14 protein-coding genes are annotated in these 15,314 nt (G+C 46.0%); all 14 read right to left on the bottom strand.

Annotated features, from left to right (window positions below):
- Window positions 1-75: 75 nt before the first annotated feature.
- Genes V6668_RS06710 through V6668_RS06645 form a run of 14 tightly spaced genes read right to left on the bottom strand, consistent with a single transcriptional unit; the run spans window position 76 to window position 15,291 of the window.
- Window positions 76-660 carry a VanZ family protein gene (locus tag V6668_RS06710; protein ID WP_253506283.1) on the bottom strand — a complete coding sequence of 195 codons (585 nt, stop codon included), beginning with the start codon at window positions 658-660 and terminating at the stop codon, window positions 76-78.
- 10 nt (window positions 661-670) lie between these two features.
- Window positions 671-2,830: a hypothetical protein gene (locus V6668_RS06705; RefSeq protein WP_338707991.1), complete on the bottom strand. Its 2,160-nt coding sequence runs from the start codon at window positions 2,828-2,830 to the stop codon at window positions 671-673.
- A gap of 21 nt (window positions 2,831-2,851) precedes the next feature.
- Window positions 2,852-3,772: an LCP family protein gene (locus V6668_RS06700; protein WP_036668922.1), complete on the bottom strand. Its 921-nt coding sequence runs from the start codon at window positions 3,770-3,772 to the stop codon at window positions 2,852-2,854.
- A gap of 13 nt (window positions 3,773-3,785) precedes the next feature.
- Entirely contained in the window at window positions 3,786-5,117 is a 1,332-nt protein-coding gene (locus V6668_RS06695; RefSeq protein ID WP_036611311.1) for a UDP-glucose dehydrogenase family protein, read from the bottom strand.
- Between the two features lie 32 nt (window positions 5,118-5,149).
- Entirely contained in the window at window positions 5,150-6,532 is a 1,383-nt protein-coding gene (locus V6668_RS06690; RefSeq protein ID WP_338707990.1) for a sugar phosphate nucleotidyltransferase, read from the bottom strand.
- Complete coding sequence (locus V6668_RS06685) at window positions 6,529-7,557, bottom strand: polysaccharide pyruvyl transferase family protein (protein ID WP_338707989.1); 1,029 nt, start codon at window positions 7,555-7,557, stop codon at window positions 6,529-6,531. Before V6668_RS06685 ends, V6668_RS06690 begins: the two co-directional genes overlap by 4 nt.
- Window positions 7,544-8,920: a lipopolysaccharide biosynthesis protein gene (locus V6668_RS06680; protein WP_036668918.1), complete on the bottom strand. Its 1,377-nt coding sequence runs from the start codon at window positions 8,918-8,920 to the stop codon at window positions 7,544-7,546. The genes V6668_RS06685 and V6668_RS06680 overlap by 14 nt, the downstream gene beginning before the upstream one ends.
- Before the next feature lie 8 nt (window positions 8,921-8,928).
- On the bottom strand, window positions 8,929-9,834 hold the full coding sequence (locus V6668_RS06675) for a glycosyltransferase (RefSeq protein ID WP_338707988.1): 906 nt from the start codon (window positions 9,832-9,834) through the stop codon (window positions 8,929-8,931).
- 43 nt (window positions 9,835-9,877) lie between these two features.
- Window positions 9,878-10,900: a glycosyltransferase gene (locus V6668_RS06670; protein ID WP_338707987.1), complete on the bottom strand. Its 1,023-nt coding sequence runs from the start codon at window positions 10,898-10,900 to the stop codon at window positions 9,878-9,880.
- A gap of 11 nt (window positions 10,901-10,911) precedes the next feature.
- Window positions 10,912-11,856: a glycosyltransferase family 2 protein gene (locus V6668_RS06665; protein WP_338707986.1), complete on the bottom strand. Its 945-nt coding sequence runs from the start codon at window positions 11,854-11,856 to the stop codon at window positions 10,912-10,914.
- Window positions 11,857-11,877: 21 nt separating this feature from the next.
- A complete protein-coding gene (locus V6668_RS06660; protein ID WP_338707985.1) occupies window positions 11,878-12,945 on the bottom strand; it encodes a glycosyltransferase family 4 protein in 1,068 nt (355 codons plus the stop codon).
- A 38-nt stretch (window positions 12,946-12,983) separates the two neighbouring features.
- Window positions 12,984-13,463: a PssE/Cps14G family polysaccharide biosynthesis glycosyltransferase gene (pssE, locus tag V6668_RS06655; RefSeq protein WP_036668909.1), complete on the bottom strand. Its 480-nt coding sequence runs from the start codon at window positions 13,461-13,463 to the stop codon at window positions 12,984-12,986.
- A complete protein-coding gene (pssD, locus tag V6668_RS06650) occupies window positions 13,460-13,918 on the bottom strand; it encodes a PssD/Cps14F family polysaccharide biosynthesis glycosyltransferase (protein WP_091033847.1) in 459 nt (152 codons plus the stop codon). Before pssD ends, pssE begins: the two co-directional genes overlap by 4 nt.
- A complete protein-coding gene (locus V6668_RS06645; protein WP_338707984.1) occupies window positions 13,915-15,291 on the bottom strand; it encodes an O-antigen ligase family protein in 1,377 nt (458 codons plus the stop codon). Before V6668_RS06645 ends, pssD begins: the two co-directional genes overlap by 4 nt.
- Between the last annotated feature and the right edge of the window lie 23 nt (window positions 15,292-15,314).

Genomic DNA, 15,314 nt, shown 5'->3' with positions numbered 1-15,314 from the left:
TCCTTGTCCTACTCCATACTTATGATGGATAGCAGACAAGTAGAAGTTGAACGATACATCTAATTTCCTGGGAAATCACTCGCTGTGAATGGAAGTACGCTTTCCTTTTCTGATCCTTCGTATCATGGACTGAAGTCCTGCATATATGGCAATCCCACAGCAGCCGCCGAGCAAGTCTACTCCAACATCACGTATCGAGCTTGTCCGGTCCGGGCTGAACTGCTGAATATACTCATCAATGGAGGCTATAACAAACACCACAGCCAGAGCAGAAACGATACTGGTCACAAGGGATGTTCTTCTGTACCGCAGCCCGCCGTACACAAGCACGGCGAGCACAGCGTATACAAATAAGTGCGCACTCTTGCGAAAGATGAACTCTGCAAAATCATACGGCCGCTGCTTCAGCGAATACTCATACTCCCCGTAAGTGAATTGCACATCGGGAAGTGTAAAACCGATGTGCAATTTTTGAGACCATTTATGAAGCCAGGGCTGAATGTCTTGCTGTTGAGAGGATTGCGTGGACATGGACCAGATGACCAGAATCCAGATCACAATCAACAGCAGAGCAATGAGAAATCCGTACGTTCTTCGTACATGCTTTTGTCTCGTGCGCCCGGAACCCTCCTCCATCATTTTGATCTTCACCACTTTCATATCTCTCTCGTTATTCTATTGATCCAACATACATGCCTCTGCCATTTGTACCTACATATACCTGACCATAGATTTGACGGTCTGCCGCCATAATTTGCGGTTCATTGCCCAGCCCGATTCCATTACCTAAAGGACCTATATTGTTCCAGGTTATCCCCATATCATCGGAACGGAAGAATCCATGCACGTTATTTACGGTGCCATATACATAGACAGCTGGAACCAATCTGCCGGGCTGAGCTTTACCAAAGGCAAATAATTTGGAATTCTGCACACCCTGGATCTTGGAAAATGTATTTCCTGAATTCGTTGATGCATATAATCCATCGGTTCCCAGACTCACCCATACATTATTCGCCACGCCAGGTGCAGCCTCGACTTTAATGAAGCTTGTATTGATATCCGTATTAATCGGAAGACGAACCGTATTCGCTTTGGACCAGTTGGCACCTGCATCCGTAGACCGATACAGATAACCAGCAGCATACATATAAAATTTATATCCATTGATGCGATCCGCAGCCAGTGGATGATTATAGGCAAAGACCATATTCCCCCCGATGGCCTGAAAAGGGGCACCATTCATATTTTGCCATGTTGCACCACGATTCGTGCTTCTGACCGGATTACCGGTCTGGGGGTAATAAACAATTACATTTGGATTAATGGCTGAATAGGCGACCCTCCCCAGTTTGGAGCCAGCCGGAACATTCATTGGAGTTACTGTAACTCCGTTATTGGAAGAGACAAATAAACGTGTGGTGGTACCATACCAGTCACTGCTTCCCAGAAATATCATGTAATTCGGATTTGCCTCGTGATAGTCAATACTCACAATTTCTCGCATACCTGCGAGCGGGATTTTATTAAGAGGAACATCGGTTACATTTTCATGTCTAAATCCGACTTGATCCGTTAAACCACTAAAGAATGAAACACCCTGAGGTGGTGTGGATGCCGTGAGTGCGACAACTTCTTCATGACCATCGGTAATGGCTTCCCAAGTACTCGCTGTATTGCCAGTCAATCCAGTGGTACCATTGATATTTTCCGTCTTGTACACGCCAAACCAGTCTGTAGCGTATACGGTGCCCGGATTATGTGGATCAAACTTGATACTGGATGTGGCTGAGAAAAACATGTTGGGTGTCCACCAGGACGGTTTGGATACCAGCGTTTTGCTCACTGTTGTCCAACTCTGTCCGCCATTAACGGAACGATACAGTGGCAGATTATCTCCGCCTGTTCGAACGGCTGCCAGGATGTGATTATCATTATTGGGATCAATCGTGATTCCATAATAAGATGAGTAACTGGAGCTGGGTGTTATATTTGTCCACTGCACACCATTGAACTTGTAGACGCCCTGATTATCCGTGGTCACATACAACGTCCCGTTCTTCGCCACAGTCATACGTGCAGGATATTCGGGACTTCTCCCGGTAAGTTGCCAAGTGGTCTGCCCATTGCTTCTTGGTGCTTTGCTGTACACACCAATGCCGCGAACCCCCGCATACACAACTTGACCTTGCTTCGTCACGGGATTCAATCCATAAGCTACACTCCGAATTCCCTCACCGGACAGTCCGCTAGGTACATCCCATACCTTGCTCCATGTGGCTGCACCATCACTGGAAGTGTACAATCCATCATATCGTGTACCCACATGCAGGTAATTGGAGTTCGTGGGATTAACCGCGATGCTCTCTCCCATGGCTCGATGGATATTTCCATTTGATTCATTCCGAAGATTAAGTCCGGTTCGAGTCCAGGTCTCTCCCCGATCTGTGGATTTCAGAATATCACTCGGCCCCACGTTACCGTACTTCCCAGCAGCGATATACACGACATTAGGGTTTTGCTGATCCAGCGCAATTCCATCCACGCCGTACAGATTGCTGTCCTCATCTCCAAAATGATCCAGTAGTGGAACCCAATCTCCTGAAGCTGTATCCAACCGATATACTCCTCCAACGTCAGTTCGAGCGTAAACCAGATCAGGCTCAGTCGGATGGATAACCACCCCTGTAACGTACCCCCCACCACCAATAGGTATATTATTCCATTGATAGTTTTGAGCTGATTGAACATAATTTGTACTTGCCGGTATCATGAGCATATACATTAGTAGCACAATCAGGGACAATTTCATTAGCCTGGAGATACGCATCTGGTTCACCGCCCTATCCGATCATTTTGAATGTTCTTCAATCATCTGATGTATCCTGTCTCGTTCCGATTGTTCCACGATATAGTAATACACTCCGTCTATTTTCTTGCCCGTGCCTTTAATCTCAACGGATTCAATATGATCCAGTACCGAACGATAATTGGAGAACATCTGCTTCATCTCATCAAAGGTAACGTCGGTTCTGACGTGAGCACTGACTTCGTCCAGCAACGTCTCCAGTTGCAATACGTTGGATACCTGAACCGTATTCTTCAGCACTTGTTTGATGATCTCCCGCTGGCGGTCATTCCGCCCGAGATCTCCCTTCGGATCATCATAACGCATCCGCGAAAATCCCAAAGCAGCTTCACCATCCAGATGAATATTCCCTTGCTCGAACCGGTAACCCTCATAGTCAAATGCAAACGGGTTATTCACATCCACTCCACCCACCATGTCGATGACTTGTGCAAAGCCCTCCATATTCACTTTCATGTAGTAATGTATGGGAACGTTGAGCAATTGTTCCACGGTCTGCACAGACATGTTAACGCCCCCAAAAGCATAGGCATGGTTGATCTTATCCTCCGTGCCGTGACCAACAATATTCGTTCTGGTATCTCGGGGAATGTTAAACATAAGTGCGGATTTTTTCGCAGGATTAACACTTAATACAATCATGGTGTCGGAGCGCCCCCGATCATTGGAACGTTCATCCACACCCAGAATCAAAGCATTAAAAGGTTCTTCATTCTCCATGTCCACAGGGAAATCTCCCCCACCCCGCTGGTCTACAATAGATACCTGCTTGATGGGTTCCCGGGGTTCATACATTTGATCCGCCGCTGATTTAACATGCGAATACAGATACACAGAATATCCAATCATGACAACTGCAACAAGGGAAATGGCACCTAATGTTATTTTGATCCCGCGTCTCATGTTATGGCCTCCGTCAGATGACTGCCGTTTTTCTTCCATCGATATTGGTTAGACCTGGACGACCAACGGAGTAGTATTGAAAGGACGTATCTTTAATCTGATCTTCTCCGTAGATGTTTCTTCCATCAATCAGGATGGGTTGATTCATATGCGCTGCCAAATCAGTCAGATTAACCTCCATGAACTCTTTCCATTCCGTCAGAACACAGAGTGCATCAGCACCTTCCGCCGCTTTCATGGCACGCTCTTCCCACGTAATGGATGGGGAATCCACCTCTTTGCGGAAGTTCTCGGTAGCGATGGGGTCATATGCCCGAATCACCGCTCCCTGCTCAAGCAAACGTTGAATGATCTCAATCGCCGGAGCATCACGAACGTCATCGGTATCTGGTTTGAAAGCAAGCCCCCAGATGGCAATCTCCTTCCCTTCGAGTGAGCCTAGTGCATCTTCCAGTTTACGAATGATGTTGAAGCGTTGATCTTTGTTCACTTCCACCACGGACTTCAGCAGTTTGAAGTCATAATCCACATTACCTGCAATTTGAATCAGAGCTTGTGTATCCTTAGGGAAACAGGAACCTCCGTAACCAATGCCTGCCTTGAGAAAGGAGGCACCGATTCGTCTGTCATAGCCCATGCCTTCGGCAACACGGCTGACATCTGCTCCTACTTTTTCACAGATGTTAGAGATTTCGTTGATAAATGAGATCTTGGTTGCCAGGAAAGCGTTGGATGCATATTTAATCATTTCGGCCGAGCGAATATCCGTAACAATAATCTGATCGGTTAATGGCTGATGCAGCTCTTTCAACGTGGCGACTGCCCGCTCACTATGTGTCCCAATGACTATCCGGTCAGGATAGAGCGTATCCTGGACAGCGGTACCTTCTCGCAGGAACTCTGGTACCGATGCCATGTCGAATGGATGATTCGTCAAACTGCTGATCCATTCCTGAATACGATCGTTAGTTCCGACAGGAACAGTGCTTTTAGTCATTATTATTTTATAATTATCCATATAAGAACCTATTTCTCGCGCGACAAGCTCAATAAAGCTCAGATTTGCTTCGCCATTAGGCAGGGATGGCGTACCCACTGCGATAATGATGATATCCGAACGACTGATAGCATCCTGAATATTGGTGGTGAAGGACAGCCTTCCTGCTTTCATATTGGCATTCATGATATCCTTCAGACCCGGTTCATAGATCGGAACATGGCCGTCCATTAACATATTCACTTTTTCCACATTGTTGTCGACACAGATCACGTTATTTCCCAGTTCCGAAAAACATACGCCCGATACCAAACCCACATACCCTGTGCCAATCACCGTAATATTCATTCCATAATCTCCCCCATGTTCTAATGTGTTGGTTACGCGTGCTTCACATATGTCTGAACAATGTCCTGCCATTCGGTAGACACTCTAACGATATCTTCCTCAATCAGCTGACTGCCGATCTGTACCTCAATGATCTCCAGTTCCGTAACGGCTCTGACGGAATGAAGCATACTCCGGTCAATGATCACCGTATCTCCTTGCCCGATCATTCGGCTCTGCCCATTCAGAATCAATTCCCCAGTTCCCGATACAACCGTCCATACCTCATTGCGAAGCAAATGGTATTGATAACTCAGGTTTTTCCCGGCACTGATGCAGATGCGTTTGGTGAGAACCTCGCCGCCAGCTTCGTTTCTTGTGTAATCCAGAACCCGGTAGCAACCCCACCTACGCTCCTCATACATGGGGCGTTGATCCTCATTCTTCAAGATTTCCTTGATCCGTGGGCTGGCCTCTTTGTCACTGACGAGAATGCCATCCGGACTCACGGCGACCACCACATCCGACAAGCCCAATATGGCAACCGGAATGTTCAATTCATTGACCAGATGAGTATTCAGGGAATCTCCCGTAATCCACCCTTTTCCTACAACCGAGCTTCCCATCTCTTCCGTGAGTGTGTTCCACGTGCCTAGATCTTTCCAGAAACCGTTATACGGAATAGCGATAATCTGATTGGCTCTCTCGACAACCTGGTAATCAAAACTGATCTTGTTCAATCTTCCGTATTGCTTCAGCATTTCGTCATACTGGATCGGCAGTTCCATCTCAATGAGCAGATTAATCAAATAACCCAGCTTAAAAGCAAAAACCCCGCAATTCCATAATGCGGCCTGCTCAATCATGAGGACCGCATCGGATTCGCAGGGTTTCTCCTGGAACTTCGCTACATTCACGTATTCATTGTTATTTTCACTGGAAGATTGGGATTGCGGAATGATGTATCCGTACTTCTCTGACGGGTGCGTCGGCACAACTCCCATCAAGGCCAGATCAGCACCAGACTTATCAAGCATCTCCGGTAAGGTTGCCAGCACTTCGAAAAATTCTTTTTCTACAAAGGGATCTACAGGCAACACTGCAATTGTCTCATTCAGACTCACACTCTCTACGGAATACAGATAGGAGGCTGCCAGCGCAATCGCAGGAAACGTATCTCTGCGCTCGGGCTCCACAACCAGTCTCACATCGTCTCCCAGCTGAGAAGTCAGAATCTCCACCTGTGGCAAACTGGTCGCAATAAGTGCCTCTGATGCAAGTCCGGCATAATTCAGCTGTCGCCATACCCGCTGTACCATGGATTCCGGATTTCCCTCTGGCCCATGAAGAACTTTAAGAAATTGCTTGGATCTGGAATCGTTGGATAACGGCCAGAGACGCTTGCCAGAACCACCGGATAACAGAATACTTCTCATAGGGCCGCACCATCCGACAGCACAACCGTACTTGCTCCCTTGCCGGTCTCGGTTGGCTTGTTATATGTGCTGGTCTGATTGGATTCCAGTCTACCTGCCGGATTGCTCTTGGTCCAAGCTGCATAATAATTCGAGTTTTTGCCGTATGAATTATCTAGCAGGATGTTCGGTTGATCCAGGAGACAGGCCAGAATATGTCCATGCAGACGGGATGTCGTGATGGTTTGGTATTGATTGAATTCCTTAATGGCCGTATGTACCATCCGATCAGAGTATTTGTACCACAACCAGCGGGCGAAAGAGCTGCCTTTCCCTGACTTTAACCGGGACGTAATCATACGAATGACCTTCCGGTCTACCCGGTTGTACAATGTCTCCCAGTCTTTAAACGTGGCCTTAGGTCCACTGACGGATTCGTAATGCACCTGATTCTGAGTTTTCTCAATGTCTTTCCGGAAGAAATACAACATCTCTGCGGTAGGCTTGCTCTTGGACTTAAGAGGCCACAACTGATGCGCCATATCCGGAGATAGATACACATTGGTTTGTTGAAATTCTTTACTGGCTATCTCATAAGATAAGGTATCCCGGACAAAAAAGTGTACATCCTTATGACGATTGAATACTTGGGCTGTCTTTTTCAATTCAATATCACTCTTATAAAACATCGTCTGTGGCAGAATGACAATCCGGTGATTCGGATGCTGGGCAATCATGCGCTCTCTCAATTTCTGATGGGCAGGGTACAGATCACCAAAGTTACCCCCCCCGTGCAACACAATCGTGATACCTTCCGGAACCTTGAGGGATAAAGGGCAATCCAGAATGCTGTATCTGGCACGTACATGAATATCATTGTCCCGGAAGAAAGCCTCAGTACCTTTCATAATCAACAAGTCGCCGCCATTGCTATGCACCGGGTAATCCAAATAATAGATTTCGGTACGCGGTGGAATGACCTTCAAAATCTGACGTAAATGTCCCTTCAACTCTTCCATTGGATGAATATTGTTAGTGCCCAGCATCTCCATCTCCTCCTTGGGTGACTCTTCTTCTTTTTTTATTTAACCGTTCATAGAGAAACGTCAGATCTTCCTTGTCATAGAACATGGCGGCAAACTTCACCTTAAATACAATCTTCATCGCAGCCACAGTAACCACCATTCGTACAATGGACCCGATCAATAAGGCAATCGCAATTCCGTTGAGCCCCCACAACGGGGTGAATACAAAGAACAAAGCCACCGTTACCGAGAGTGCAATGAGCTGTCTGATCATCACAAGTCCAGGCCGACCCAGTGCATTAAATGCGGATGCCAGAATCCAGGAGCCACCACCAATGATGCATTCCACAGCCAAAATATAAAATGCTACGCTCGCTTCCAAAAATTCGGAGCCAAACAGAAGACCCATCAGGTAGTTCCCCACAAACATGGTGGGTATTACAATGATCATCATGACCATGAGCGAGATGCGGAAGGCTCTGCCAACTGTTCGAATAATCTGCTCTTGGGGCAATCCGGTCACTTTTGGAAAAACAACATTGCTAATCGCCGTCTGAACCGCATTGTAGATTCGGGATAACGCAAATACGACGGAATACAGTCCAAAATCACGCGGGGTGAGCAAAGCCAAAATAATGATTTTATCAAACTGGGTATACAGCGTTCCTAACAATTCAACACCATACACCCTGCTGCCATAACCAAAAAGCTTCTTGGCCGAACTCTGGTCCACCCGATCCTTGAACCATCTCAGTCTCAATTCATTACGGTTGGCATAGATAGCCCACGCCACCACGGAGAAGCTGGTTACAAAATAGATCGCAGCAGCGAGCTGAATGCTCAGCATCCCCAGGCCCCATAACACAAAAAGCCCGCCTACATTAAACAGGGGGATCATTAACCGGATACCATTATATACAGCGAATTTCTCCCGACTCTGCGAGAGGGCTGATATGAGATTGATGACAATAAGTACAGGAACGGTAGCAATTGTATACCATCTGGATATCTGCACTACTTCCGGCGGAAAGCTGGAGAGCCAGAAAGGCAATCCAAACCAGGCCACAATGCCAATGATGATGCACACCGGAACTTGAAAAAGAAAGCTTAACCGAACATACTGCGCACTCTTCTCGGTTGCGCTCTGTTTGATGTTATAAATGATAGAAGTGGGTAGTCCAAATCCGACCAATCCGGTTAAGAGCGCTGGCCAGAACAGGATGGCCGAGAATGCACCCTTTCCCTCTACGCCGAACATGCGTGACGTCAAAATGGAAGACAACATCGTCAGTGTCATGACCAGCAGATTGGTTCCACTTGTCTGAAATATGGCACTCATTAAGCCGTTTCCTCTGAATACTTTGCGAAGTGCAACTTGCGCCATAGCGATCCTCATCCCTTACTGTTTTGACGAAGCGACCCAACAATCATGCCGTTTCGGTAACATACTTTGGCAAGCTGACGTGTGAACCGATCTGCATTATAAATGTAGATCAGTGAGGTTGTGATCCCTTGTGCAAGCTTGATGCCATGTTTGGCCGTACGCACAACACCACGATCCTGATCACGAATGGCATCACTCACACCCTGCCAATAGATTCGGCGTAGAAACCAGTTCTTTGTCGTTCGCTCTTTGGCTACTTTATGTTGTACCGCGCCATACGGCGTGTAATATACCTTGAACTTTGTCCGTATTCTTGCAATTAACTCACTCTCTTCACTGGAGAGGAGGTTGTTCCCCACTCTTCCAAGATCTTCACGGAAGGGAGCCAGTTGATCAAAGACAGATAAACGAAAAGCCACATTGGCACCAAATGGAATATAGGGACTTTTCATTTCAGTGACTTCATCTGCAAAATCCAGAATGGTGAACAGCGACCTGTTCTCCGGTGGAATCCACATTGGCTCAGGCACTTCCCAGATCGGATCAATCTTGCCACCGACACAACCGATATTTTCATTCATCTCAAACACACTAACAATCTGGTGAATCCAGTCCCTGCAAGCAAAGGCATCATCGTCAAGGAACAGGATATACTCGCCACGTGCCTCGTGAATGGCCCGGTTACGGGCTACAGACAAGCCTTGCTTTTCTTCCAACACATACCGGATCGAATGGTTCTCATGCTGCAAGATGGTTTGAAGCACGACTTCCCGTGTGTTGTCTTTTGAATTGTTATCAATGAGTATAATCTCATAGTCGCTGCTTGCGTAATTCTGTTGTATTGCACTTCGTATGGCCTCTACCGCATCATGTGCACGGTTATACGTACAGATCGCGACGGTTACCTTCATCATTTCATCCCCATATTTTTCAATTAGGTCCACTCGTTCATCTGCACTAACTGGAGTACAGGGTAAGTGTCCTTTGGGCAATCACTGGCCAATCCAGCCGCTCCAACGCTTTGACAAAACCACTGCCTTCCTGAAACTCCGATTGTTTTAACCGGATCATATTCATTGCCTTGAGCAATCCATCCGGATCCGAAGGTTCGTAGAGTACCGCACAATCTTCCGGCAGGTATTCCTCCAACAAGCCAATCCGTGGTGCCACCACCGGTTTACAGAAGGTCAATGCCAGAATTGCACTGCCTGAAGTTGCAATTTGCTTGTATGGAAGAATGATAGAATCAACTGCATCAAAATAGTCCGAATATTCATCATCTTCGATGAAATGAAAATGGGTATGAATATGTCCACTCTTGAGAAATTCATCTCCAAGATCGTAGTCCTTTACCTTTTTACCGGCAATCAACAGATGGGCTTGTTCGGAATCCAGATCCTTGAATGCCTCCAGCAAATCATCCACGCCCTTGTACGGCGACACCTGACCGAAGAACGCATACACATAACTATCCTCCGGGATGCCAAACCGGGAGCGGATATTCACACCTTTCCCCTGATACACTCCCTTGTAATGTCCATGCGGAATAACCTCGATCCGGCTGGAATCAATCCCAAACGTCGAACAGATCTCAGAAATCAAGGGTTTACCCATGACAATCAGCTTGGAGCAATTTTGGACCAGTATTTTTCTCATCCAATAATCAAACCGCGTCTTGCCGCTGTTGTGTGGCCAGATGTTGTGCACCGTCCAGAACAATTTGGCCCCTCGCAAGCGTGCAAAACAAATCATCAATACATATAGAATGGACTTGATCACTGTTGTCAGCAGGGATGAACCTCTGTAATAGAAGCTGGGCCAATGAAAATGCAGCACATCATTTTTTTTCAGTTTGATTAGATCTCTTTTGGTAAACTGTTTCACTTCCCATCCCTTGTTCTCAATGGAATCGGATAACAGCTCATTGAATTTATTGTTCTCAATCATCTTGGGCAGCATATACACCGTCGGATTTTCCATCCAGGCACCTCTTACTTTAGTTTCATTCGCACAGGTTCCTCTGTATACGTACCAACTGCGCGTCTTGCATGAAATCTCTTTAGAAATCCTTGCATCATAATTTTGGTATTACGCTTGAGCAGCACCCAATCTTTCCACCAAGGGTACAGCGACAGTGCTTTTTTCAAATAAACGTTATTGCGAAGTGTATTTCTCGACCATTCGAGCATTCGATAATGGTGTAACTGACGGCGCTTCTGTTCCTTGGACATGTCATTGTAGTATTTCAAAATAATCTTGCGTTGGCCCTTGTACTTGGCCGTTGTAGAGGTTGAAATTCGTGGACCACTATGGATGTTGATATCCACCAGCGGTTCTTTCACATTCACGGCGATGTAACCTCGTTTCAATATACGCAGATAAAAATCATAATCCTGAGCGGATGTCAGATTTTCATCAAATCGAACTTCACGGGCCAGTGAGGTAAGTACCATGATTTTGGACGTTTCCCCAATCCAGTTGAATGTAAGCAGATCCTCATACCGGATAACATCGCGAGGTTCCACCGACAATTTCCGTTTGACCACCTGATGCTGCTCATTCGTGTATGCGAGATACTTGCTGCAAAAGGTGAATGATTCCTTTGTTCGTTCCAGCACTTCCGCCTGGGTTTTTATTTTGTCAGGTAGCCATTCATCATCATCATCCAGGAAGGCAATGTACTTGCCATTGGCTTGGGATATCCCTACATTCCGTGCATGGTTGGCTCCTTTGGGATATGGAACCCGGATGTACCGAATCCGTGAATCTTCCCGGGTCCAAGCCTGACAGATCTCTGGCGTCTGATCTTCTGAACCATCATCCACAATGAAAATCTCCAGATACGGATGTGTTTGCTCACGTACACTTCTCAACGCATTTTTCAATAAATCGGCCCGGTTATGGGTCGTAATGATGCAAGATACCAAGGGGTTCATTTCATCACCTTTTCCTGTTCACTAGGATACCTTCACTTGAAGTGCATCATATATTCCTGATAATCTGCCCACGAGAAGATTCATATCGAACTTATCCGATATAATCTCTCTGTTATGTGAACCCATTCTTGCTCTAACCTCTTCATCCGTGATGAGATATTCCAGCGCTGATGTCAGCCCGTGCACATCTCCCGGCTCGATTAACAGCCCATTATGACCGGATGTAATCACTTCGGGGATGCCTCCGACGGTGGTCGATATAATGGGCAAGCCACAATTCATTGCTTCAAGTATGGCCATAGGTAATCCCTCATGATAAGAAGGCAGGACCAGTAGATCCGCTTCCCGCATCAGCTTTTCCTTTTGCTCTCCGTTAATCCAGCCGAGTACATTGACACGATCCTCTATTCCATACTGCTGCACGATTGCTTTGACTTCTTCGACTTCGCCATCCCCTGCCAGATTAAAGGTAGCTGTAACGCCCAGCTCCTTTAATTGCTGAATGGACTGAAGCAGATCGTAGACTCCTTTTCGCTCACCCAGTCTGCCCATGAAGAGAGCATTAACGGCTGTTTGTTGTTCTCTTACAAACGGTTCTTTGACAAAGACCCCGTTATAAAGAACCTCAATGGCTGTCTCCGGCACAATCGTAGCAAAGTATTCTTTCCACGTCTGGGACAAGACAATCAACTTGTCTGCCTGATTCAGAATGTAGTGACAATACTTGCGCTGCAGAGCAAATTGATTGTAGAAATCATCAAAGCTGGCCGCATGAATATGCAGAATAACTGACTTTCGAAACAACTTTCGTGCGGTTAGCAGAAATAGAGACTTCCGATAAAAGCTCCCGTTGTTTGCCATATGAATATGCACGATATCCGGCTTGAACGTGTACAACTTCATCCAGAATTGCATGAATCCCCGTATAAAAATAAGCAGCCGTGAGAACACGCTGCCCGTGATATACGTTTCGACCCGCTGCATGGCATACATTTCCGAGATGGAGGAATCCTCAATGTTTTTGATGACACTCACAATTCCACCCATATCCTTCAAGGATGATCCAACAACCAATACTTTTGGTTTCATGATAGACTCCTTTTTTTCATGGTTAATCTTCATACCTCTTACAGACTATTCACGTAATTTTTAATGGATGAGATCAGATCAGACTGTTTTCTCACATAAGGCTGGAACTTCAGCTCTTCTATGCAAGGAACCAACTTTTGCAATTCAGCCCGACTCTCCGCGACGGCCACATAGCCGTTATCCTGAAAAACTTTGGAGATCTCAAGCTGATGGTCATCCACATGTTCGCCCCATTCTTTCCGGCGTGGAATGACAATAACGGGCTTGCCACGTTCAAGACAATTTGTAATGGAGCCAACACCCGCATGAGAAATAATGCATCTGCTGCGCTCCACATATTCATTCATCTCTTCCTGGGTAAGGAAGGGAATCACAGTGAAATTCCGCGGCTGATACTCGGTATATCCGGATTGGGCAACAACCTCTTCTTCAATAATTCCTGCCTCAATCGCCTCATCAATAAGCTCAAACATCCGATTGAAGGGAAAACGCTGGGTTCCAACGATAGCAAATATCAAAATAAAGCCCCCCTGTACTTCGCATTGGGATAGCTATCCTGCAACGTTTCCCATTGAATGAAGAACTCATCCGAGATTTTGTACATCAATCTCCCGGTTGCGCTGGAGGAATAGATTTTGGCATAACTTTCGATATAAATCAGCTTGGCACCGAAGATTTTACCAATGAGGCAAAAAGGGTATGTGGCTCCCGCCCCTGTTGTAATGATCACCTTTGGACGCTCACGCAGATATAGAAAGAACGATTTGATAATATTAGCCACAAAGATTAGCAAGAACATCGCGTTTTTACGCTCTTGCTGCATTAAGAAGTATACTTTGCCCTGAGACGAATCTACTTTTCTGCTTTTATTTTTCTCGGTAATCAGGAAATAATCATGTTCTTCAACCGCAGGAATAATTTTGGTTAATTCATCAAAATGGCCGCCTGTAGAACTGATCAAACAGACCTTCATGTTCTAATCTCCTTTGAAAAGGATACGTCCTTGGCTCGCTGTATCTGTATATCCACTTCTGCTTCAGCCTCTGACTTGGAATGAACTCCATTTCCCGTAGCATATAACGCGTTCAGGAAGATACAGAATGGAGCAATCAGATGAACCGTGGACAGGGTATTGTCAAAAAAGGAATAGGTCAGGAAACCGATAATCATACCGGCAAAATACAACCGGATCATGCCGCCCAATCGGAAGTAAACAGCCCGAAACACCAGCAGCAGCGATAGAAACAACAGAATGGCTCCAACTAACCCGCCATCGTAATAAAAACGAATGTATTCATTATGCGGAACGACGAAGCCAGAAAAAATACTTCCATCATTCGCTACAAGAGTTGAGCCGAGCCCACGTCCAAATATCGGATACTCATTTGCTTTGCCAATAAAATAATTCCAGGCTACATCCCTTCCCGACAAGCCTTTGCTCTCTGACCTCATCTCATAATTGTCCCACTGCGCAATCACCATATAGGCCACAGCGACAACAAACAGAATGAGAGGAATAATGGCACTGACTCTGCCTTTGATGAAGGCTTTCAGTTGATCAAAAAGATAGACCAGAATAATCGGTATAAGCGCAATAAGTGGCCCCCTTGTTCCCGTCTGTACCAGAATGACCAGATGTGTCAAGGTAAGCATGTAATACAGAACAACCTGATGGCCTTGCTTGATCTGAATCAGACAGACGCAGATCGAGATAAAACACAACATGGCCAGATGCGCGGCGATGTTAGCACCCTGTAACCGGGTTACTCCCGACATCTCCAGGTTAGTAATGGACAATATGCCGGCGAGTTGCAGAATATAACCACCAGCAAGACTGAACAGCGGCAACCATGCAAGTACACGTATAATTCGTTGACTGATCTCTCTTGAAAAATGGGGCATCAGCAACAAAAAAGGAACAATGACTCCCAGAAAGGCCTTGAATGGATCGAGCGGACTAACCTTACTGGGCAGATCAGATAGAAAATAACTCTCCACAAATAAAAAACCAATCGCCAGTGCAGGATATATCAACTCTTTGCGAATACCAAAGCGTAGAAAAAGAGAGACGACAAAACCCAGAATCGCCAGCTTGTAGAAGGACAGCGAATCCAGTCCTGCCAGATGAATGCTAAATATTTTATCAATGGATAATGAAAAACTTACGATGAGAATCATAAAAATCCAGCTGGGCTGTTTAATATAAACACCCAGCAGAATCACAGCTATGAGTGCAACAACCGAGACTAGCGGAAGATAGATTGCTGCGAAGACAATTACCAGCGAAAAAAGAATGATATTAAACGACTTCATATTTAATGCAGCAAGTATACCGGTCTTTTGCATATCTGCTATGCCACCTCAAAGCC

The sequence above is a fragment of the Paenibacillus amylolyticus genome, from assembly GCF_036894225.1.
GTDB lineage: Bacteria > Bacillota > Bacilli > Paenibacillales > Paenibacillaceae > Paenibacillus > Paenibacillus amylolyticus.
Note: the sequence above shows the minus strand (reverse complement) of the source record. Positions and strands in the feature narration are given on the sequence as shown.